This window comes from Achromobacter anxifer, from assembly GCF_903652925.1.
Taxonomy (GTDB): Bacteria; Pseudomonadota; Gammaproteobacteria; order Burkholderiales; family Burkholderiaceae_B; genus Achromobacter; species Achromobacter anxifer.
In genome coordinates this window covers 223,140-245,523 of sequence record NZ_CAHLAR010000004.1, presented here as the reverse complement: position 1 = coordinate 245,523, position 22,384 = coordinate 223,140, and the positions used below count along the sequence as shown (strand labels likewise).

The 22,384-nt window shown below is 66.3% G+C and carries 18 protein-coding genes; 10 read left to right on the top strand and 8 right to left on the bottom strand.

The window, feature by feature from the left end; all coding sequences use genetic code 11:
• Positions 1–36: 36 nt before the first annotated feature.
• Together HWY37_RS14190 and HWY37_RS14185 are read left to right on the top strand one after the other, a co-directional pair.
• Entirely contained in the window at positions 37–1,197 is a 1,161-nt protein-coding gene (locus tag HWY37_RS14190; RefSeq protein ID WP_059375802.1) for an acyl-CoA dehydrogenase family protein, read from the top strand.
• 16 nt (positions 1,198–1,213) lie between these two features.
• Positions 1,214–2,590 carry an MmgE/PrpD family protein gene (locus HWY37_RS14185; RefSeq protein WP_175205601.1) on the top strand — a complete coding sequence of 459 codons (1,377 nt, stop codon included), beginning with the start codon at positions 1,214–1,216 and terminating at the stop codon, positions 2,588–2,590.
• Between the two features lie 54 nt (positions 2,591–2,644).
• Here the strand turns inward: HWY37_RS14185 and rph are convergent, their stop codons facing one another.
• Positions 2,645–3,379, bottom strand: a complete 735-nt coding sequence (rph, locus tag HWY37_RS14180) for a ribonuclease PH (protein WP_281372227.1) — start codon at positions 3,377–3,379, stop codon at positions 2,645–2,647.
• 185 nt (positions 3,380–3,564) lie between these two features.
• Between rph and HWY37_RS14175 the strand changes: the two genes are divergently transcribed.
• Positions 3,565–4,491, top strand: a complete 927-nt coding sequence (locus HWY37_RS14175) for a YicC/YloC family endoribonuclease (protein WP_176088884.1) — start codon at positions 3,565–3,567, stop codon at positions 4,489–4,491.
• 356 nt (positions 4,492–4,847) lie between these two features.
• Here the strand turns inward: HWY37_RS14175 and HWY37_RS14170 are convergent, their stop codons facing one another.
• Entirely contained in the window at positions 4,848–6,335 is a 1,488-nt protein-coding gene (locus HWY37_RS14170; protein WP_176089084.1) for an amino acid permease, read from the bottom strand.
• A 206-nt stretch (positions 6,336–6,541) separates the two neighbouring features.
• Positions 6,542–8,041, bottom strand: a complete 1,500-nt coding sequence (locus tag HWY37_RS14165; RefSeq protein WP_373418115.1) for an AMP nucleosidase — start codon at positions 8,039–8,041, stop codon at positions 6,542–6,544.
• 310 nt (positions 8,042–8,351) lie between these two features.
• Here HWY37_RS14165 and HWY37_RS14160 point away from each other — a divergent pair, with 310 nt between their 5' ends.
• On the top strand, positions 8,352–8,951 hold the full coding sequence (locus HWY37_RS14160; protein ID WP_175205599.1) for a C40 family peptidase: 600 nt from the start codon (positions 8,352–8,354) through the stop codon (positions 8,949–8,951).
• Positions 8,952–9,048: 97 nt separating this feature from the next.
• Here the strand turns inward: HWY37_RS14160 and HWY37_RS14155 are convergent, their stop codons facing one another.
• Complete coding sequence (locus HWY37_RS14155; protein ID WP_176088883.1) at positions 9,049–9,819, bottom strand: SDR family oxidoreductase; 771 nt, start codon at positions 9,817–9,819, stop codon at positions 9,049–9,051.
• 344 nt (positions 9,820–10,163) lie between these two features.
• Between HWY37_RS14155 and HWY37_RS14150 the strand changes: the two genes are divergently transcribed.
• From HWY37_RS14150 to HWY37_RS14130, 5 genes are all read left to right on the top strand, one after another.
• A complete protein-coding gene (locus tag HWY37_RS14150; protein WP_176088882.1) occupies positions 10,164–10,868 on the top strand; it encodes a c-type cytochrome in 705 nt (234 codons plus the stop codon).
• Positions 10,865–11,785: a c-type cytochrome gene (locus tag HWY37_RS14145; RefSeq protein WP_176088881.1), complete on the top strand. Its 921-nt coding sequence runs from the start codon at positions 10,865–10,867 to the stop codon at positions 11,783–11,785. The genes HWY37_RS14150 and HWY37_RS14145 overlap by 4 nt, the downstream gene beginning before the upstream one ends.
• Positions 11,786–11,888: 103 nt before the next feature.
• Positions 11,889–12,521, top strand: a complete 633-nt coding sequence (gmk, locus tag HWY37_RS14140; RefSeq protein ID WP_175205595.1) for a guanylate kinase — start codon at positions 11,889–11,891, stop codon at positions 12,519–12,521.
• A gap of 44 nt (positions 12,522–12,565) precedes the next feature.
• A complete protein-coding gene (rpoZ, locus tag HWY37_RS14135) occupies positions 12,566–12,769 on the top strand; it encodes a DNA-directed RNA polymerase subunit omega (protein ID WP_006219679.1) in 204 nt (67 codons plus the stop codon).
• 21 nt (positions 12,770–12,790) lie between these two features.
• Positions 12,791–15,085, top strand: a complete 2,295-nt coding sequence (locus HWY37_RS14130) for a RelA/SpoT family protein (protein ID WP_063959721.1) — start codon at positions 12,791–12,793, stop codon at positions 15,083–15,085.
• 42 nt (positions 15,086–15,127) lie between these two features.
• Here HWY37_RS14130 and glnQ read toward each other — a convergent pair whose 3' ends face one another.
• From glnQ to glnH, 3 genes are all read right to left on the bottom strand, one after another.
• Positions 15,128–15,856, bottom strand: a complete 729-nt coding sequence (gene glnQ / locus HWY37_RS14125) for a glutamine ABC transporter ATP-binding protein GlnQ (RefSeq protein WP_175205594.1) — start codon at positions 15,854–15,856, stop codon at positions 15,128–15,130.
• A complete protein-coding gene (glnP, locus tag HWY37_RS14120) occupies positions 15,853–16,509 on the bottom strand; it encodes a glutamine ABC transporter permease GlnP (protein WP_042793693.1) in 657 nt (218 codons plus the stop codon). The genes glnQ and glnP overlap by 4 nt, the downstream gene beginning before the upstream one ends.
• Before the next feature lie 143 nt (positions 16,510–16,652).
• Positions 16,653–17,405: a glutamine ABC transporter substrate-binding protein GlnH gene (gene glnH / locus HWY37_RS14115; protein ID WP_054454063.1), complete on the bottom strand. Its 753-nt coding sequence runs from the start codon at positions 17,403–17,405 to the stop codon at positions 16,653–16,655.
• Between the two features lie 168 nt (positions 17,406–17,573).
• On the opposite strand from glnH, the gene HWY37_RS14110 reads away from it, so the two are divergent.
• On the top strand, positions 17,574–18,608 hold the full coding sequence (locus HWY37_RS14110) for a C45 family autoproteolytic acyltransferase/hydrolase (RefSeq protein ID WP_175205592.1): 1,035 nt from the start codon (positions 17,574–17,576) through the stop codon (positions 18,606–18,608).
• Between the two features lie 137 nt (positions 18,609–18,745).
• Here the strand turns inward: HWY37_RS14110 and HWY37_RS14105 are convergent, their stop codons facing one another.
• A complete protein-coding gene (locus HWY37_RS14105) occupies positions 18,746–22,369 on the bottom strand; it encodes a hydantoinase B/oxoprolinase family protein (protein WP_176088880.1) in 3,624 nt (1,207 codons plus the stop codon).
• Positions 22,370–22,384: the final 15 nt, after the last annotated feature.

Here is a 22,384-nt window from a genome sequence, read left to right as displayed (position 1 = left end):
CTGCACCGATCCATTACCCATACAGAAAACCCTCTCATGCCCAACGCCTCCCACGCCTACCAGGACATCCGCGAAGCCGTGCGCGACCTCTGCGCCCAGTTCCCCTCCGAATATTTCCGCAAGGTCGACGAAGAGCGCGGCTACCCCGAAGCCTTCGTCCGCGCGCTGACGGAGGCCGGCTGGCTGGCCGCGCTGATTCCGCAGGAGTACGGCGGTTCGGGCCTGGGACTGACCGAAGCCTCGGTCATCATGGAAGAAATCAACCGCAGCGGCGGCAACTCCGGCGCCTGCCACGGCCAGATGTACAACATGGGCACCCTGCTGCGCCATGGTTCCGAAGCCCAGAAGCGCGAATACCTGCCGCGCATCGCCGCCGGCGAGCTGCGCCTGCAATCCATGGGCGTCACCGAGCCCACCACCGGCACCGACACCACCAAGATCAAGACCACCGCGGTCAAGCGCGGCGACCGCTACGTCATCAACGGCCAGAAAGTCTGGATCTCGCGCGTGCAGCACTCGGACCTGATGATCCTGCTGGCGCGCACCACGCCGCTGGACCAGGTCACGCGCAAGTCGGAAGGCATGTCCATCTTCCTGGTGGACCTGCACCATGCGGTCAAGCACGGCATGTCGATCCGCCCCATTCCCAACATGGTCAACCACGAGACCAACGAGCTGTTCTTCGACAACCTGGAAATCCCGGAAGAAAACCTGATCGGCGAGGAAGGCAAGGGATTCAAGTACATCCTGGACGGCCTGAATGCCGAGCGCACCCTGATCGCCGCCGAGTGCATCGGCGACGGCTACTGGTTCGTGGACAAGGTCACCGCCTACGCCAAGGAGCGCATGGTGTTCGGCCGCCCCATCGGCCAGAACCAGGGCGTGCAGTTCCCCATCGCCCGCGCCCACATCAACGTCGAGGCGGCCAGCCTGATGCGCTACGAAGCCTGCCGCCTGTTCGACGCGCACGAGCCCTGCGGCGCCCAGGCCAACATGGCCAAGCTGCTGGCGGCCGACGCGTCCTGGGAAGCGGCCAACGCCTGCCTGCAATTCCACGGCGGCTTCGGCTTCGCCACCGAGTACGACGTCGAGCGCAAGTTCCGCGAGACCCGCCTGTACCAGGTCGCGCCCATCTCGACGAACCTGATCCTGTCCTACGTGGCGGAGCACATCCTGGGCCTGCCCCGTTCCTTCTGACGCGAATCCGACGACCATGACCGCAGCCAAAGACACCCCGCACCTGAGCGCCCAGCTCGCAACCTTCGCCGCCAATCTGCGCTACGAGGACATCCCCGCCCCCGTCCTGCGCCGCGCCGAAGACCTGCTGCTGGACTGCCTGGCCTCCATCCTGGCGGGCGCCTCCGCGCGCGCCGTGCAGGCCATCGACCGCTACGCCGCCGCCATGGGCCCGGCCGACGGTCCCAGCGAAGTCCTGATCACCCGCCGCCGCACCACGCCGCTGTTTGCCGCCATGGTCAACGCGGCGGCGGCCCACGTGGTCGAGCAGGACGACGTGCACAACGGTTCCGTGTTCCACCCGGCCGCCGTGGTGTTCCCGCCGGCGCTGGCGGTGGCCCAGGCGCTGGGCCGCTCCGGCCGCGACCTGCTGGTGGCCGCCGTGGCGGGTTACGAAGTGGGCATCCGCGTGGGCGAATTCCTGGGCCGCTCGCACTACAAGATCTTCCACACCACAGGCACCGCCGGCACGCTGGCCGCCGCCGTCACCACGGGCCGGCTGCTCAACCTGTCCCCCGAGGAAATGCTGCACGCCCTGGGTTCGGCCGGCACCCAAGCCGCAGGCCTCTGGGAGTTCCTGCGCGACGCCGCTGACTCCAAGCAGTTGCACACCGCCAAGGCGGCGGCCGACGGCATCACCGCGGCCTATCTCGCCCGCGAAGGCTTCACCGGCGCGCGCCATATCCTGGAAGGCCCGCAGGGCATGGCGGCCGGCATGTCGACCGACGCCGATCCCAGCCGTTTGTGCGACCGGCTGGGCGAACGCTGGGCGCTGGCTGAGACCTCGTTCAAGTTCCATGCGTCCTGCCGCCACACGCATCCCGCCGCCGACGCGCTGCAACAGGCGCTGCGCGACAACGATCTGACCGAGGCCGACGTCGAGCGGGTCGTGGCCCACGTCCACCAGGGTGCCATCGACGTGCTGGGTCCGGTGGTCAATCCGCAAACCGTGCACCAGTCCAAGTTCTCCATGGGCACCGTGCTGGCGCTCATCGCCCGCCAGGGCCGCGCCGGCCTGGCGGAGTTCGACGCCGGCCTGGACGACCCGGGCGTCGCCACGTTCCGCGGCAAGGTGGAAATGGAACTGGATCCCGAAGTCGACGGCGCCTATCCGCAACGCTGGATCGGCAAGGTCACCGTCTACACCCGAGACGGCCGCAAGCTGCATGGCCGCGTCGACGAACCCAAGGGCGATCCGGGCAACACCCTGAGCCGCGCCGAGATCGAAGACAAGACGCTCACCTTGGGCCGCTACGCGGACGCCGCGACCGAGCAAGAGCTGCGCGGGCTGATCGATGCGATCTGGAATCTGGAGAAGGCGGAGAAGCTGGGGATGCTGCTGGCGCGGGGGTGATACCGGCGCCTGGGTGTGAAGAGTTGCGCGCAGCCCTTCACACCCCCAAAAAACTCAAAGCAGCGCTGCGCGCTGTTCCCGCACCAGCCCGGCGATCCCGCCTTCGGCCAGCACCAGCATCGTATCCAGCTCGGCCCGCGTGAACGTGGCGCCTTCGCCGGTGCCCTGCACTTCCACGAACGCGCCGCTGCCAGTCATGATCACGTTGACGTCGGCATCGCAGGCCGAATCTTCCTCGTAATCCAGATCCAGCACCGCGCGGCCCTGCACCAGGCCGACCGACACTGCCGCGACCGCGTCGCGGATCGGGTTCGCGGCCAGATCGCCGCGCTTCATCAGCAGCGCGACCGCGTCGGCCGCCGCCACCCAGGCGCCGGTAATGCTGGCGCAGCGCGTGCCACCGTCGGCTTGCAGCACGTCGCAGTCCAGATGCAAGGTGCGCTCGCCCAGGGCCTTCATGTCGAACACCGCGCGCAGGCTGCGTCCGATCAAGCGTTGGATTTCCTGGGTGCGGCCGCTCTGCTTGCCGCGCGCCGCCTCGCGGTCGCCGCGCGTGTGAGTGGCCCGCGGCAACATGCCGTATTCAGCCGTTACCCAGCCTTCCCCCTTGCCCTTCAGAAAAGGCGGTACCTTCTCCAATACGCTGGCCGTGCACAGCACATGGGTATTGCCAGCCTTCACCAGCACCGAGCCTTCGGCATAGCGCGTGAAGCCGCGCTCCAGGCTGAACGGCCGCAATTCGTTGACGGCGCGGCCCGAGGGACGGGCAATGGCGGGGGTAGTGGTCACAGGCAGACTCCAGACATGGCTTAGATCCGCCGCATTGTACGGGCTGCCGCCGCAGGAAACCGCCGCTTGGAGTATCCTGCCGCGATATAGCCGCTGGAAACCCCGAACCCGCGCCAAAAAACCGGCTGGCGCGGACTCAAGCGCCATCGGTTCCCAATTAAAAGCATTACCAGGACACGCACATCATGATTCGCAGCATGACCGCCTTCGGCAACGCCCGCGCAGATCTGGAGCAAGGCACGCTTGCGCTCGAATTCCGCAGCGTCAACAGCCGCTTCCTCGATCTCTATTTCCGTCTGCCCGACGAGCTGCGCCACGTGGAAACTCCCCTGCGCGAGCTGCTGACCGCCAATCTCGCGCGCGGCAAGGTCGAGATCCGCGTTTCGTACACGCGCAATGCCAGCACCGACCTGTCCAAGCTGGAACCCTCCTGGCTCGAAAGCCTGGCCGAGCAATTGCAGGCCGCCCGCCGCATCCTGCCCGACATCGCCGCCCCGCGCCTGGTCGAACTGTTCAACTGGCCCGGCCAGCGCGCCAACGACGCGCTCGACCCGCAGGTCTGGGGCGCGGCTTGCATGCAGGCCGCCCAGCAGGCCCTGATCCAGCTCCAGGAAGGCCGCGAACGCGAAGGCGAGCGCCTGGCCGGCATGATGCGCGAATGCGCCGACGGCGTGGCGCGCATCGTCGAACTGGTGCAGGCCCACCTGCCCCAGCTGCTGGCCGACCACCGCGACAAGCTGGCCGCCAAGCTGCGCGAAAGCGTGGAATCCGCCTTCCCCGGCGGCTTCACCCACATTTCCGGCGCCGAGCTGTCGGAACGCCTGTCGCAGGAAGCGAACCTGTTCGCGCTGCGCATCGACGTGGCCGAAGAGCTGTCGCGCCTGCGCTCACACCTGGAAGAACTGCGCCACCTGCTGGGCGACGGCAAGCAGGCCTCCGGCAAGAAGAACGCCGGCAGCGCCGGCAAGCGCCTGGACTTCCTGTTCCAGGAAATGAACCGCGAAGCCAACACGCTGGGCTCCAAGGCCGGCAGCATGGAAGTCACCCGCGCCGCCATGGACCTGAAACTGCTGATCGAACAGATGCGCGAGCAGGCGCAGAACATCGAGTAAAGCGATTACCGGCGGCGCTCCCGGCGGGCGCCGGATCCTGACGCAAAAAAGCAGCCCTTACCTGCTGGATGGATGATCCAGTGTGTAAGGGTTGCTTTTTGTCTGGTTTTCGAGGGATTACAGCCCCGGACTGGTCACAATCTGCTCATATGGCTTCTGGACTTCATCCACGCTATGCCATGAGCACTCTGCCACCTCTCGCCACTATCCCAGAAGGACTTTGCCGCTGGGATGCTGTTGACACCCTCAAGACGGACGACGATGCCGCCCGATATCTGGACGCTTGCCTCGCGGAGGATCAAGGGGACGGCAATCTGATACGTGCGGCCTTGGTCGACATCGCCCGCGCGGGTCTATCAGCGCGCCTCGCCCGCCGCCGGCTCCCCCCGCAGCGCCGAATCCAGATAATCGCTGCGCGCCCTCGCATCCGGAAAATGCATGTCGCGGTAGTTCACGAAGCGCGAGCCGCGCGTCAGCCGGTAGCCGGCCCAGATCAGCAGGAACAGCGGGATGCCGATGTAGGTCGCGACCACGCCGCCCCAATCGATCTTGTCCTGCAGGAACGCCTGGTAGTTCTGCCCCAGGGTGATGACCAGGCACAGCACGAAAGCGAAGATCGGCCCGAACGGAAAGAACGGCGACACATAGGGCAGATCGGCCAGGTTGTGGCCCTGCTTCACGTAGCCGCGGCGGAACCGGTAGTGGCTGATGGCGATGCCCAGCCAGGCGATGAAACCGGTCATGCCCGAGGTGTTCAACAACCAGATGTAGACGGCGTTGGGGCTGAACACGAAGGTGAAGAAGCACAGCGCGGCCACGGCCGTGGTCGCCAGCAGCGCCCACAGCGGCACGCCGCTGCGCGAAATGCGGCCGAAAATGCGCGGCGCCTTGCCTTCGCGGGCCAGGCTGTAGAGCATGCGCGTGGCGGCGTACATGCCGGAATTGCCAGCCGACAGGACCGAGGTCAACACCACCGCGTTCATGATCGACGCCGCCCCCAGAAGCCCGGCGCGCTCGAAGATCAGGGCGAACGGGCTGACGCTGATGTCCTCGACCTCGTTGCGCAACAGATGCGGATCGGTATAGGGGATCAAGAGACCGATGACCAGGATGGCCGCCACATAGAACAGCAGGATGCGCCAGAACACCTGGCGCACGGCGCGCGGCAGGTTGCGCGCCGGATCCTTGGATTCGCCGGCGGCAATGCCGATCAATTCCGTGCCCTGGAAGGAAAAGCCCACCACCATGGCCACGCCGATCAGCGCCGCAAAGCCGCCGGAGAACGGCGCGTCGCCCACGGTCCAGTTGGCCAGGCCGCCGGTTTCGCCGCCGCGGATGATGCCCAGCAGCATCATCACGCCCATCGCCACGAAAGCCAGCACGGCGATGACCTTGATCAGCGCAAACCAGAACTCCGCTTCGCCGAAGCCGCGCGCCGACATGGCGTTCAGCCCGAACGTGATCGCCAGGAACAAGGCGCTCCAGTAGAAACCGGGCACGTCGGGAAACCAGTAAGCCATGACCAGCTGCGCCGCCACCAGGTCGACCGCCACGGTCACGGCCCAGTTGTACCAATAGTTCCAGCCCAGGGCGAAGCCGAAGCCGTCCTCGACGTAACGGGCGCCATAGGTGGAAAAGGATCCGGACACCGGCATGGCGGCGGCCAGTTCGCCCAGGCTGGTCATCAGGAAATAGACCATGATGCCGATCAGCACATAGCCCAGCAGCGCGCCGCCGGGGCCGGCCTTGGCGATGGTCGCGCCCGAGGCCACGAACAGCCCGGTGCCGATCGACCCGCCCACCGCGATCATGGTCAGGTGACGCGCGGACAGGGTTCGGCGCAGTTCGGAGGGCCGCTCCGCCCCCGCCTTGCGCGTGCCGCCTGAGCGACGTTCATCGTGTTCCGATGGTGCCAATATGCATTTCCTTCAGGTCATGAAGGCACCCGCGCGACGCGCCAGGTGCCTGGGGATTTCCAAGCAACCGGCGAGAATAGCGCAAGAGGCCCCATACGGTGAAATCGCGGGGCCTCGGGGACGGATCAACGGATCTACTGAAACGCCGTTTCCATGAAGGTGCGCAGCTTGCGCGAATGCAGGCGTTCCGGCGGCATGTCGCGCAGGCGCTCCAGGGCGCGGATACCGATTTCCAGATGCTGGTTCACCTGGCGGCGGTAGAAAGCGCTGGCCATGCCGGGTAGCTTCAGTTCGCCATGCAGCGGCTTGTCCGACACGCACAGCAAGGTGCCGTACGGCACCCGGAAGCGGAAGCCATTGGCCGCGATGGTGGCGGACTCCATGTCCAGCGCAATGGCGCGCGACTGCGCGAAGCGCTCCACCAGTTCCAGGTGGTCGCGCAGTTCCCAGTTGCGGTTGTCGATGGTGGCGACCGTGCCGGTGCGCATGATGCGCTTCAGGTCCCAGCCCGACAGCCCCGCCACCTCTTCCACCGCCTGCTCCAGCGCCACCTGCACCTCGGCCAGCGCCGGCACCGGCACCCAGGTCGGCAGGTCGTCGTCCAGGACATGGTCTTCGCGCACATAGCCGTGCGCCAACACGTAATCGCCCAGCCGCTGGGAATCGCGCAGCCCAGCGCAATGGCCCAGCATCAGCCAGGCATGCGGGCGCAGCACGGCGATGTGGTCGGTGATGGTCTTGGCGTTGGACGGACCCACGCCGATGTTCACCAGCGTGATGCCGGAATGGTCCCCGCGCACCAGGTGGTAGGCCGGCATCTGCGGCAGGCGGATCGCCTGGTCCTCGTCGCCGGGACCGCTTTCGCCGCGGCGAGTGATCCGGTTACCCGGTTCCACCAGCATTTCGTAGTCTTCGTTGCCGCTCGCCATGAGCGCGCGGGCTCGGGCGCAGAACTCATCGACGTAGAACTGGTAGTTGGTGAACAGCACGAAATTCTGGAAATGCGCCGGCGCGGTCGCCGTGTAGTGCTGCAGCCGGTGCAGTGAATAATCCACCCGCTGGGCCGTGAACGGCGCCAGCGGCTTGGGCTCGCCTTCCTTGCCGCGCCACGAACCGTTGACGATGGCGTCGTCCGTCACCGCCAGGTCGGGCACGTCGAACAGGTCGCGCAAGGGGCGCTTGAGCGCCTCCAGGTGCTCGCCTTCGACGTAGGCGCCCTCGGGAAAGGCGAAGTGCAGCGGGATCGGGGAGTCGGACTCGCCCACTTCCACCGCCACGCGGTGGTTCTGCAGCAACTGGCCCACCTGCTCTATCAAGTAGTCGCGGAACAGCGCGGGCTGGGTGACGGTGGTCTGGTAGATGCCCGGTTCGGCCACATGGCCGTAGGACAGGCGCGTATCGATCGGGTCATAGGTTTCGACGACGATACGGATGGCCGGGTAGTAGGCGCGGGCGCGTTCGCGGCCGTTGGCCGAACCTTTCAGGACTTCGCGGAAGGCGGCGCGCAGGAAAGCGGTGTTGCGCGCATAGATTTCAATCAGGCGCTCCACCGCCGCCACCGCATCCTGGAACGGCTCGAAGGGCAAGGCTTCGGGCCGGCGCATGGAAGACAAAGGGTGCACTGCGTTCATCATCGAGCTTTACTCCGCTTTCTCATCTTATCTGTTTCCGCGGCCGCTGCCGGCTTGCCGTGCAGCAGGACCGATGGCGACGATTATGCCCGAGCCGGATGAAGATGAAGTGTCATATTCCGGCCTCGGAGCCTTTCGGAACCGGTAACGTCCGCCGACAAGGATGCTGCATTGCACTACAAATGTAATGAAACATTATTCCATTACAATACCGTGGCATCCCGGGGTCTTGCGTCCCGGTCCTGCCCCCTTTCCGCCGGCTTGCCTCCCATGGCAAAGCCATGCCGCCCACTCCGATTCTTGAAGTGACGTAATGACGCCGCCCACGCGAAAAGCCCGAACTGCCAAACTACGCATTCCCGTATTCCTGTCAGCGCCCATCATCGCCCTGACCCTCTCCTGGATCCCCAACGCCGCCCAGGCGTCGATCCACCCCGAGCAAGCCCGTTCCTCGCTCACCGGCCTGCGCCTCGCGCAGGAACCCACCGTCCCCACGCTGCGCGAACGCGTCGTGCAAGCTGGCCTGGAAGCCATCGGCACGCCCTACAGCTGGGGCGGCGACGACGCCGAAGGCTTCGATTGCAGCGGACTGGTCCTGTACGTGTTCCGCGAAATCGCGGGCCTGGAACTGCCCCGCACCGCCCGCGCCCAGCGCACCGCCGGCGAATCCGTCGCCGGCAAGCAGGAACTGCGTCCCGGCGACCTGGTGTTCTTCGCCACCCGCGGCCGCGGCGTGACGTCCCACGTGGGCATCTACATCGGACAGAACAAGTTCGTCCACGCCCCGCGCCGCGGCACCAAGGTGCGTGTGGATGAAATGAAGAATCCTTACTGGAACAAGCGCTACGTCGGCGCCCGGCGCTACCTGGATACGAAACAGGGCCAGATGCTGGCCGAGGCCTCTCCGCGCTAGCAAGGAATCGGGGCGGCGCGGCAAGCGCGCCCCAGGGGGGCACCACAGCCTGCCGCGGCAGTCCACAACGGACCTGCCGCCGCAGGCTTGCTGCGTTTCAGCCCCGGCCCACGAAGGGCATGTTGGTCGCCATGATGGTCATGAACTGCACATTGGCTTCCAGCGGCAGGCGCGCCATGGCGGCGACCGCCTGCGCGACATGCGCCACGTCCATGCGCGGCTCGACCTTGGTGCTGCCGTCCGCCTGCAGGATGCCCGCCGCCATGCGCTCGGTCATGTCGGTGGCGGCGTTGCCGATGTCGATCTGGCCGCAAGCGATGTTGTAGGGCCGGCAATCCAGCGAAATCGACTTGGTCAGCCCGGTCACCGCGTGCTTGGTGGCGGTGTAGGCAATGGAGAACGGCCGCGGCGCATGCGCCGAGATCGAACCGTTGTTGATGATGCGCCCGCCGCGCGGATTCTGCGCCTTCATCACGCGGATGGCCGCCTGCGCGCACAGGAACATGCCGGTCAGATTGGTATCCACCACATCGCGCCAGACGGACACGGGCAGTTCTTCGATGGGCATCGCCGGCGCGCCGCGTCCGGCATTGTTGAACAGCACGTCCAGCCGGCCATATTCGCGCTGCGCGCTGTCGAAGAGTTCGCGCACCGCCTGCTCGTCGGACACGTCCGTGGGCACCACCAGCGCCCTCACGCCGTCTTCGCCCGCCGCCGTGCGGGTCTCTTCCAGCGGTTCGCGGCGGCGTCCGGCCAGCACGACCCGATAACCTTGCGCCAGAAATTCCAGCGCCACCGCGCGGCCTATGCCGGTACCCGCGCCCGTGACCAGCGCTACGCGCGGGTGTTCGATCTCGTTCGTCTGCATCGGATTCTCCTTGTTATCGATCGGCGAAATGCTACCCGAATCGATCTGGCCATGCTGCAAGCGAAGGTTCCAGCGGTGACACATTCCATGGCGTCACACGCAAGCAAAGATTACCCGGCAAGGTCGCTCGCGCGGGCGCGATGAATTCCGCCTGTTTCCGCGGACAATCGGAGTTCGCGGATCCCGTTTCCGCGCCGGCATTTTTAGCCGGCCGACGCGATGGAGGTTGGCGTCGCGCCTGCCACGCATTCCACAATCTCATGTTGATCCGTCACAAGTATTTATATAATTCCGAGAAATTAGCTTATTACCAAAAATCCAATAACACTCACGGAGCAGGTTCCATGACCCCACGGTCCCTATCCAGCGCGCTAATCCTGGGCGCCCTGTATGCCGCCTCGGCCGGAGCGCAAGGCGCGCCTGACGGCAAGCAGATCAGCACCCAGGGCGCCAACGGCGCGCCCGCCTGTATGACCTGCCACGGCGCCCGTGGCGAGGGCAATCCCGCCGGCGGCTTTCCGCAGCTGGCCGGCATGGGCGGCCCCTATCTGGAAGAGCAGCTCGAAGCCATGGCCAACGGCTCGCGCGTCAGCCCCATCATGGCCGCCACCGCCAAGGCGCTGGATCCGGCCCAACGCAAAGCCGTGGCGGAGTATTACGCGAGCCTGCCCTCGACCGTGGATACCGACAAGCTCGCCGCCACCGCCATGCATCCCGTCGCGCCGTCCGACACGGGCGCCTGGCTGGCCACGCGCGGCGCGTGGGACAAGAACGTGCCCGCCTGCAACCAATGCCACGGCCCCGGCGGCATCGGCGTGGGCGCCAATTTCCCGGTCCTGGCTGGCCAGCCAGCTGCCTATATCGCCGGCCAGCTGCGCGCCTGGCAACAAGGCCAGCGCCCGCCCGGCCCCCTGGGCCTGATGCCGGCCGTCGCCACCCGCCTCAGCAGCGCCGAAATCGACGCCGTGTCCGCCTACTACGCCGGCCTGCCCAAAGCCGCCGACCAGCTTGCCGCGCAAGCCAACACCACCGCGGGAGCCAAGCAATGACCGCCGCCAGCCTGCGCTTCCTGTCCGCGGCCGCCTGCCTCGCGGTATCCGCCGCCGCGTTCGCCGCCGAACCGCGTCCTGCCTTCACGCCGCCGTCCGCTGCCTCCATTCCCGACAACGACTTCGGCAAGGTCGTGCGCGAAGGCGAACAGATCTTCCTGCACACGCCGCAGAAAGCCAGCAAGTTCGTCGGCAACGACCTGAACTGCGCCAGTTGCCACCTGGACGCCGGCCGGCGCGCCGATTCCGCGCCGATGTGGGCCGCCTACGTGCTGTACCCGGCCTATCGCGCCAAGAATGGTCACGTCAACACGCTGGCCGAACGCCTGCAGGGCTGCTTCCGCTTCAGCATGAACGGCAAGGCGCCCGCCGCCGACGACCCCACGCTGACCGCGCTGCAAACCTATATGTTCTGGCTGGCCAGCAAGGCGCCCACCGGCGTGGTGCTGGAGGGCCAGGGCTACCGCAAGCTGCCCGCGCCCGCGCAGAAAGCCGACTACGTGCGCGGCGGCAAGGTCTATGCGCAATATTGCGCGGTCTGCCACGGCGCCGAAGGCCAGGGCCAGAAGAACGGCAAGCACTGGGTGTTCCCCGCCCTGTGGGGCGCCGACTCCTTCAACTGGGGCGCGGGCATGCACCAGATCGGCAATGCGGCGGGCTTCATCAAGGCCAACATGCCGCTGGGGCAGGCCGGGATGCTGAGCGACCAGGAAGCCTGGGACGTCGCCTACTTCATGAACGCGCATGAACGGCCGCAGGATCCGCGCTACACGGAATCGGTCGCCAAGACCCGCGCCAAGTACCACGACTCCGACGATTCGCTGTACGGCATCGAGGTCAACGGCCATCTGCTGGGCAGCGATGCCCCCGCCCCGGGCGGCAAGCTGATCCAGGCCGCCGCCAAGACCGGCGGCTGAGTCCGGCGCGCAAATCGCGCGGTCCGGGACGGGGTTTGCGCCCTGCCCGGCCGCGCGATTTGCTATTCTTCGTGTCTTAGCATCACACGCCAGTCACACATTCATGTCCGCCAAACCCGGAAACGTCTTCATGGTTGTCGCGCCCAGCGGCGCCGGCAAGTCCAGCCTGGTCAAGGCCTTGCTCAAGCAAGACCCCTCCATCCTGCTCTCCATTTCCTGCACCACCCGCGCGCCCCGCCCCGGCGAGGAAGACGGCCGCGAATACCGCTTCGTGTCCACGGACGAATTCAAGCTCCTGCGCGAAGGCAACAACCTGCTGGAATGGGCGGAAGTGCACGGCAACTTCTATGGCACGCCGAGGGACCGCATCGACGAAGCCACGCGCGCCGGCCGCGACGTGCTGCTGGAAATCGATTGGCAAGGCGCTCGCCAGGTGAAGCAGCGCTTCCCCGGCGCCATCGGCGTGTTCGTGCTGCCGCCGTCCATCGACGAACTCGAAAACCGGCTCAAGGCGCGCGGACAGGACGAACCGCAGGTCATCGCGCGCCGCCTGATGGCCGCGGGCGGCGAAATCGCCCACGCGCCTGAATGCGAATATGTTATTATTAATCAAGAATTTAGCGTGGCCTTGTCGGAATTGACTCAAATAGTCAGCGCCGCACGGCTGCGCTTTTCGTCTCAGGCCGCCCGCCACAGCCAGTTGTTCTCGCAACTCGGCATCCCGGCCGAGCACTGAGCCGAAAGCATTCTCCCTATCCTCCATCAGCACCAGGTGTCCTAATGGCTCGCATTACCGTCGAAGACTGTCTGAATCAAATCCCCAATCGTTTCAAGCTCACGCTGGCCGCCACGTACCGCGCCCGCGAGTTGGCACAGGGCCATGCCCCGCGCCTGGACAGCAAAGACAAGCCCACGGTCACTGCCCTGCGCGAGATCGCGGGCGGCCTCACCGGCGTGGAAATGCTGCGTAAAGTACCCACCTGATAATCTCCGGGGGCGGCAAGCATGGCTTTTCCCGGGCTGAAGTACGCTTCATCAGGTCTGCTTGCCGCACTGCGTGCCGGCTCCCGTCTAGGGCGCCGCACGGGCAAGAAAGACAAGACTCCCCCCACGCCACCGTCCGTCGCCGCGCAAGAAGCGGCGGACGCGACCGCCTCGCCGGTCGCTTCGCTGGCGCCGCTGACCGAAATCATCGGCAGCTATCTCGACAAGAAAGACGTAGAGCGCGTGCGCGAAGCCTATCGCTTCGCCGATCAGGCCCACCTCGGCCAGTTCCGCGCCAGCGGCTCGCCCTACATCTCTCATCCCATCGCCGTCACGGAAATCTGCGCAGGCTGGAAGCTCGACGTCAACGCGCTGTCCGCCGCCCTGCTGCACGACGTGATGGAAGACCAGGGCATCGCCAAGCACGAGCTTGCCGAGAAATTCGGCCCTGAAGTCGCCGAGCTGGTCGACGGCCTGTCCAAGCTCGACCGCCTGGATTTCGCCACCAAGGCCGAGCAGCAGGCCGAGAGCTTCCGCAAGATGCTGCTGGCGATGGCGCGCGACGTGCGCGTCATCCTCATCAAGCTGGCCGACCGCCTGCACAACATGCGCACGCTGGACGCGGTCAATCCCGAAAAGCGCCGCCGCATCGCGCGCGAAACGCTGGACATCTACGCCCCCATCGCGCACCGCCTGGGCCTGAACCTGCTGTTCCGCGAACTGCAGGACTTGTGCTTCGCGGCGATGTACCCGAACCGCTACCAGGTGCTGTACAAGGCCGTGCTGGCCGCGCGCGGCAACCGCCGCGAAGTCATCACCAAGATCGCCGATTCGGTGCGGGCTTCGCTGCCCGCCGCCGGCATCGAGGCCGAGGTCACCGGCCGCGAAAAGACGCTTTACGGCATCTACCGCAAGATGGTCGACCAAAAGAAGTCGTTTTCCGACGTCCTGGACATCTACGGCTTCCGCGTCATCGTCCATACCCTGCCCGAGTGCTACCTGGCGCTGGGCACGCTGCATCAACTCTACCGCCCCGTGCCGGGCAAGTTCAAGGACTACATCGCCATTCCCAAGGTGAACGGCTACCAGTCCTTGCACACGACCCTGGTCGGCCCTTACGGCACGCCCGTCGAATTCCAGTTCCGCACCCGCGACATGCATCATGTGGCGGAGGAAGGCGTGGCCTCGCACTGGCTCTACAAGGGCGCCGACCTGACCCTGAACGACCTGCAGAAGCGCACCCACCAGTGGCTGCAATCGCTGCTGGACATCCAGAGCCAGACCGGCGATTCCGGCGAATTCCTGGAGCACGTCAAGGTCGACCTGTTCCCCGACGCGGTCTACGTCTTCACCCCGCGCGGCAAGATCATCTCGCTGCCCCGCGGCGCCACGCCGGTGGACTTCGCCTACGCGATCCACACCGACATCGGCAACCAGGCGGTGGCCGCCAAGGTCAACGGCGAATTCGTGCCGCTGCGCACCGAACTCAACAGCGGCGACACGGTGGAAATCGTCACCTCGCCGGCCTCGCGCCCCAACGCGCAATGGCTCAACTACGTGCGCACCGGGCGCGCCCGCTCCGAAATCCGCCACTACCTGCGCACCGTCAAGTATGAAGAGTCCGTAGCTTTCGGCGAACGCCTGCTGGGCCAGGCGCTGCAGGAACTGCACATGCCGCTGCCGGCCACCGACGACCCGGCCTGGCAGAAGCTGGCGCGCAGCACCGGCGCCAGCTCGCGCGAGGAAATCCTGGCCGACATCGGCCTGGGCAAGCGTCTCGCCGCCGTGGTGGCGCGCCGCTTCGCGCCGGAACATCAATTGGTGGCGACCACCGCCGCCGCGGTGGACGAGCTGACCTCAGCCCGCAGCGCCCCCATCCTGATCCAGGGCAACGAAGGCCAGGCTGTGCAGTTGGCGCCTTGCTGCGGCCCCCTGCCGGGCGATCCCATCATCGCCGGCATGCGCATGGGACACGGGCTGGTGGTGCATACCGCCGATTGCCCGGTGGCCATGCGCCAGCGCCTGCGTGAGCCCGAACGCTGGATCAACGTGGCCTGGGACGCCCATACCGCCAAGCACCTGGCCACCCGCCTGGACATCGTCACGCGCAACGAGCGGGGCGTGCTGGGCCGGCTGGCCGCTGAGGTCACCGCGGCCGACGCCAACATCGTGCACGTCACCATGCACGACGACGCGGTGGCCACGGTCTCGCTGCACTTGACCATCCAGGTCGACAGCCGCAAACACCTGGCGCAGGTCATCCGCGCCATCCGGCACGTGCCGCAGGTGCAGAAGATCGTGCGCGTGAAGGGCTAGGAACCTCAGTGCAGGGCTGGACGCCAGCCCTGCACCGCCTCTTCAGGTCACGTGCTGTAGAAAATCCTTGAGCCGCTGGCTGGGCGGATTGCTGAGCAATTCGCCCGGCGGGCCGTCGTGGGCGATCTTGCCGGCGTCGATGAAGATCAGGCGACTGCCCACCTTGCGCGCAAATTCCATTTCGTGGGTGACCACCACCATGGTCATGCCCTCTTCCGCCAGGTCGCGCATGACCTTGAGCACTTCATGGCGCAGCTCCGGATCCAGCGCCGACGTGGGCTCGTCGAACAGCATCAGCTTGGGTTTGATGGCCAGCGCCCGCGCGATCGCCACGCGCTGCTGCTGGCCGCCGGACAGCTCGGAAGGATAGTGCTTCATGCGCTCGGCCAGGCCGACCTTGGCCAGCAGGCTTTCGGCCAGCTCGCGCGCCTCGGCGCGGCTTTGTCCGCGCGTATGCACCGGGCCGAACATGACGTTTTCCAGCGCCGTCATCTGCGGGAACAGATTGAACTGCTGGAACACCATGCCCGCCTCGCGCCGGATCTCGCGCACCTGCGCCGCCCCGCCCTTCACGCTCAGGCCATCGACCAGCAAGTCGCCGTCATTGATGGTCTCAAGCACGTTGATGCAGCGCAGGAAGGTGGACTTGCCTGACCCCGAGGGCCCGACCACCACCACGACCTCGCCCGCATCGATGTTCAACGAGATCCCGTTGAGCACCACGGACTCGCCGAAGGTCTTGGTGACGTTGTGGAATTCAACCATGCTCATAGTATGCGCATCCTTCTTTCAACCAGATGCAGGGCCAGCGCCATGAGGCCGGTCAAGATCAGGTAGACGATCGCGACCGCGGACCAGATCTCGACCGCGCGGAAGTTGCTGGCCATGATTTCCTGGCCTTGCCGCGTCAATTCCGCCACGCCGATCACGATGAAAAGCGAGGAATCCTTGAGGCTGATGATGCACTGGTTGCCCAGCGGCGGAATCATGCGGCGAAAGGCCACCGGCCCGATGATGTGGAAGAGGATCTTGTGAAACGGCAGGCCCATGGCCTGACCCGCTTCCTTCAGGCCCTTGTGCACGGAGAGCAAGGCGCCGCGCACGATCTCGGAAATGTAGGCCCCGGAGTTGATGATGAGCGTGGCGATCGCCGCCCATTCCGCGTCCACCCTGATGTTCGCCAGCAGCGGCAAGGCGAAATAGATGAACATCACCTGCACCACGATGGGCGTGCCGCGGATGACCGCGACATAGACCTGCGCGATGGCGGACAGGATGGGATGGCCGTAGGCCCGTGTCACGCCGGACAGCGCGCCCAGCAGAAAGCCGCCGAACAAGCCCCAGAACGTGATCTTGATGGTCATCAGCGTACCCTCGAGCAGATTGGGTAGCGCGTCCCTGATTACAGTCCAGTCAAACTCCACGATATTCCCCCTAAGGCGCGGCGCCGCGACGCATCACGGCGGCAGCGGCGCGGGACCGTCTGCCGGCAAGCGGCGTTGCGGCCGGCTTCAGCCGGCGCAGGCCGCTACCGGGCGGTCCCGGAATGCAATGCCAACCCGGACGTTCAGGGCTTCTTGCCGAACCACTTGGTGTAGATCGCGTCATACTGGCCGTTGGCCTTGAGCGTGGCCAGCGCCTTGTTCACCTGCGGCACCAGGTCGCTGCCCTTGGGGAAGGCGATGCCGTAGAAGTCGCCGCTCTTGACCGAGCCCACCACCTTCACGCGGCCCTTGCCTGCGGTGTTGGCGTAGTACTGGACATTCGGCGTGTCATGCACCGCCGCGTCCACGCGCCCAGTGGCAAGTTCCAGATAGGCGTTGTCGATGTTGGGGAACAGCTTGAGCTTGGCGTCCGGCACCTGGGCCTTCAGGAAGTCCACCGTGGCGGTGCCTGTCTTGACCGCGACGGTCTTGCCTGCCAGCGATTTGGCATCCTTGATGTCGGTGTTCTTTTCACCGACCAGGATGGCCAGGCCGCTTTCATAGTAGGGATCGGAGAAGTCGATGACCTTCTTGCGGTCATCGCGGATCGTGATGCCGGCGAGCGCCGCGTCGATGTTCTTGGTCTGCAGGCCCGGGATGATGCCAGCGAAGTCCATCGGCTGCAGCTTGTACTTGAGGTTGAGTTCCTTGGCGATGGCGGCCCAGAGATCCACGTCGAAGCCCACGTAGGTATTACCCTGCTTGAACTCGAACGGCACGAAAGCGGTATCGGTGGCGACCACCAATTCCTTGCCTTGGGCATGGGCGCCGGAGACGGCGCCGAACATGGCCACGGACAGGCCGACCAGCGCGGCGGCGACTTTACGTTTGATCATGAAACTCTCCTCTTGGGGACCAGTCGGCACCCCGGGGTTGTTGTAGGGGCATGATTCCTGGGCCGCGCCGGGGTCTCCAGCACAACTTACCGACGATCTTAACCGCATCCGTCCCCACCCGGTAGGGCTCGGAAAATTTACAATCCGCATGACACCCGGAGGATTCCCATGGCCTACAAGTATGTACGCATTGCCGGAAACCGGCGCCAGACTGGCGTGGCGCTGGGCAAGCTGGCCCGCCCGCTGATGTCCACCTATCTGGAGCAAAGCCGCACCTGGGATGCCCTGCGGCCATGGCGCGGCCACGCCTTCCTGAATGAACTGGCGCGGCAGGCGCAACAGGCCCTGCCCGAGATCTGGGAAGAGCTGGAAGGCATGGCCGAAGGCCTGCGCATGCCGCTTGAGGACGTGCTGCTGTGGAACTGCCGCGGCGACCTGCTGCACAGCACCACGGACGGTTGCACGTCCGTCGCGATGAAGGCCTCCGATGGCACCCGCTGGATCGCGCACAACGAGGACGGCGATCCCTACTTGCGCGGCCGCTGCCACCTGGTCGACGTGGCGCTGGACAACGCGCCCGGCTATGTCAGCTTCTATTACCCGGGCTCCCTGCCCGGCCACACCTTCGGCGCCAATCGCGCCGGCCTGGTGCAGACCATCAACAACCTGCGCATCCGGCAACGCCACCCCGGCGTGCCGCGCATGCTGATGGCACGCGCGGTGCTGGACTGCGCCACTCTGGACGAGGCCGTCGCCAAGCTGCGCGACCTGCCGCACTCGGGCGGCTTCCATCACACGCTGGGCGCCGCCGGCGACCCGCGCCTGCTCAGCGCGGAAGTCGCGCCGGGCGAAGCGTCCATCCAGGAAATCGGCACGCGCTACGGCCATGCCAATCACATGGTGCATGCCGACATGGGCGGCGTGGCGCAGATCATCACCGATTCGTCGCGGGCGCGGCAGAACCGCATCGAGGGCATCGTGGACGGCTGGTCGGGCGGCACCGGCAGCGCAGCCATGCTCGCCGCGCTGCACGACACCGAGGGCGGACTGCCCATCCTGCGGACCTCGCCGGACGATCCGGATGACGAGAACACGCTGGCGACGGCCGTGTTCGAAATCGGCGACGAGGAAGTGACGCTGCGAGTCTATGACCGCAAGAACAAGGCGGACATCGTGCTGGATGTGATGTCGGACGCGCCGTAACCCGCGTCTCCTTCGGAGCGGACCAGGCGCGATCAACCCGGGCGCGTGCATGATCGATCCGCGCAACGCTCACGGCGCTTGAATAAAAAACGGCCGCGTCATTGCTGACGCGGCCGTTGTCCTGTGGCGCAGACGACTTACGCCGCGCCGTACCCGCCGCCTCCCGGGGTTTCGACGACAAAGATGTCGCCCGGCAGCAGCTGGGCGCTATCCTGCGGGCCCAGTTCCTGGATGGAGCCGTCGGCGCGCTCGACCGAGTTGCGGCCCATCGCGCCGGGCTGGCCGCCCGCCAGGCCGAACGGCGCATACATCCGGTTGTTCGACAGGATGGCCGCGGTCATCTCCTCCAGGAAGCGGATGCGGCGCACGCCGCCGTCGCCGCCCGCATAACGGCCGGCGCCGCCCGAGCCCTTGCGGATCTCGTAGGATTCCAGCCGCACCGGGAAACGGAACTCCAGCACTTCGGGGTCCGTCAGGCGCGAGTTGGTCATGTGCGCCTGCACCAGCGAGGTGCCGGCAAAGCCCTCGTCGTGCGGACCCGCCGCGTCGATGCGCACGGGACCGGCGCCGGTACCGCCCGAGATGGTCTCGTAGTACTGGTGGCGCGCATTGCCGAACGTGAAGTTGTTCATCGTGCCCTGGCTCGCGGCCAGGACGCCCAGCGCGCCATACAGCGCGTTGACGATGCACATCGAGGTTTCGACGTTGCCCGCCACCACCGAGGCCGGCGGGTTCGGACGCAGCATCGAGCCTTCCGGCAGGATGATGGACAGCGGCACGAGGCAGCCGTCGTTCAGCGGAATGTCGTCATTGACCAGCGTGCGGAACACATACAGCACCGCCGCCACGGCGATGGCGCCCGGCGCGTTGAAGTTGTTGTCCAGCTGCTGCGATGTGCCGGTGAAGTCCACCACGGCGCTACGCGCCTCGGTGTCCACCTTCACGGCCACCCGGATCACCGCGCCATTGTCCAGCGGATACTCGTAGCTGCCGTCCTTCAGCACCGAGATCACGCGGCGCACCGCCTCTTCGGCGTTGTCCTGCACGTGCCCCATGTAGGCACGCACCACGTCCAGGCCGAAGTGGTCACACATGCGCAGCAGCTCCTGCACGCCCTTTTCGTTGGCGGCGATCTGCGCGTGCATGTCGGCGATGTTCTGGTCCGGATTGCGCGCCGGCCAGCGGCCGGAGCCCAGAATGCCGCGGGCGGCCGCCTCGCGGAATTCGCCGTTCTTCACCAGCTGAAAGTTGGTGAAGAGCACGCCTTCGTCTTCCACCGTCTTGGAGTCGGGCGGCATGGAGCCCGGCGTGGTGCCGCCGATATCGGCATGGTGGCCGCGCGAACCCACGTAGAACAGGATCTCCTTGCCGTCGCGGCCGAACACCGGGGTGATGACCGTGACGTCGGGCAAGTGCGTGCCGCCGTGGTACGGATCGTTCACCACATAGGCGTCGCCAGGCTGCATGTTGCCGGCGTTGGCGCGCATGACGGTGCGCACGGATTCGCCCATGGAGCCCAGATGCACCGGCATATGCGGCGCGTTGGCGATCAGACGGGCCTGGGCATCAAAGATCGCGCAGGAGAAGTCCAGGCGTTCCTTGATGTTGACCGAATAAGCCGTGTTCTGCAGGCGGTAGCCCATCTGCTCGGCGATCGACATGAAGAGGTTGTTGAACACCTCCAGCATGACCGGATCGGCCTGGGTGCCGATGGCGCGGCGTTCCGGACGGGCTTCGACGCGGCGAATCACGAAGTGGTCCTGCGCCGTGAGTTCCGCCTGCCAGCCGGCCTCGACGACCGTGGTCTGGTTGGGCTCGGAAATGATGGCGGGTCCCGCCACCACGTCGCCGCCCGCCATGTCTTCGCGCACGTACAGGGGCGTGTCGCGCCAGGCGCCGCCGCTGTACATGCTGACGATGCGGCTGGGAGCCAGCGCGCCTTCGCGCACGCGCGATGCGGAAACCTCGCTGACGCGCTCGCCGCCGCCCGTGGCTTCGACCGAAATGGTCTCCACCACCAGCTCGCGGTCGGGCATCAGGAAGGAATAGCGCTGGCGGTAGGCCGCCTCGAAATCGCTGCGCGCCTGCTCCAGGTCGGTATAGGCCACTTCCAGCGAGGTATCCGTGCCGCGGTACTTCAGGTGCAGGCGGCGCTGCACGCTGATGTCGCTTTCGGCCACATGCTGGCGGCGCAGTTCGCCGACGGCCTGTCCGGCCAGTTCGTCGAGTTCGCCCTTCAGCGCCTGCATCAGCTCGGCGTCCAGGATCTTCTCGACCGTCTTCTGGCGCATGTCGGTCTGGTCGGCCAGGCCCATGCCATAGGCCGACAGCACGCCGCCCAGCGGATGCGCGAACACCGTGGTCATGCCCAGCGCGTCCGCGACCAGGCAGGCATGCTGGCCGCCTGCGCCGCCGAACACGGTCAGCGCATACTCGGTCACGTCATGGCCGCGCTGCACCGAGATGCGCTTGATGGCCTCGGCCATGTTGCCCACGGCGATTTCCAGGAAGCCTTCGGCCAGTTGCTCGGGGCTCATTTCGCGGCCGGTGGCGGCGCGAACTTCGTCCGACATGGCCGCAAAGCGCGCCACGACCGCATCGCGGTCCAGGGGCTCGTTGGCCTCGGGGCCGAACACCTTGGGGAAGAAATCGGGCTGGATCTTGCCCAGCAGGACGTTGCAGTCCGTCACCGCCAGCGGGCCGCCGCGGCGATAGCAGGCCGGACCGGGGTTGGCGCCGGCCGAATCCGGACCGACACGCAGCCGCGCGCCGTCGAAATGCAGGATCGAACCGCCGCCGGCCGCCACGGTGTGGATGCTCATCATGGGCGCGCGCATGCGCACGCCGGCCACCTGGGTCTCGAACTCGCGTTCGAACTCGCCGGCGTAGTGCGACACGTCGGTCGAGGTGCCGCCCATGTCGAAGCCGATGACCTTCGGAAAGCCCCCAGTCTCGCTGGTGCGGACCATGCCGACGATGCCGCCGGCCGGTCCGGACAGGATGGCGTCCTTGCCGCGGAAGCGATGCGCATCGGTCAGGCCGCCGCTGGATTGCATGAACATGAGGCGGATGCCCGGCAGTTCGCCAGCCACCTGGTCCACATAGCGCATCAGAATGGGCGACAGGTACGCATCCACCACCGTGGTGTCGCCGCGCGACACGAACTTGATGAGCGGGCTGACCTCGTGCGAGGCCGACACTTGCGGGAAGCCGATATCGCGCGCGATGCGCGCGGCAATGCGCTCGTGTTCCGGCGCGTGCCAGGCATGCATGAAGACAATGGCCACCGCGCGGATGCCGCTGTCATAGGCGGCCTGCATGTCCGCGCGCAGCGCGGCTTCGTCCAGCTTCCGGATCACCTCGCCATCGGCCGCGACGCGCTCGTCGGCTTCCACCACGGACTCGTACAGCATCTCGGGCAGGACCACATTGCGGTCGAACAGACGCGGCCGGTTCTGGTAGGCGATGCGCAGGCCGTCGCGGAAACCGCGGGTCGTCACCAGCAAGGTGCGTTCGCCCTTGCGTTCCAGCAGCGCGTTGGTGGCCACCGTGGTGCCCATCTTCACGCATTCGACCTGGTCGGCGGGCACGGGCTGGCCGGGCGCGATGCCCAGCAGCTTGCGGATGCCGGCGACCGCCGCGTCGCGATATTGCTCGGGGTTCTCAGACAGCATCTTGGCCGTGGTGGTGCTGCCATCGGGGCGGCGCGCCACGATGTCGGTAAAGGTGCCCCCACGATCAATCCAGAATTGCCACTTCATAGGTGTCCTTGCAAA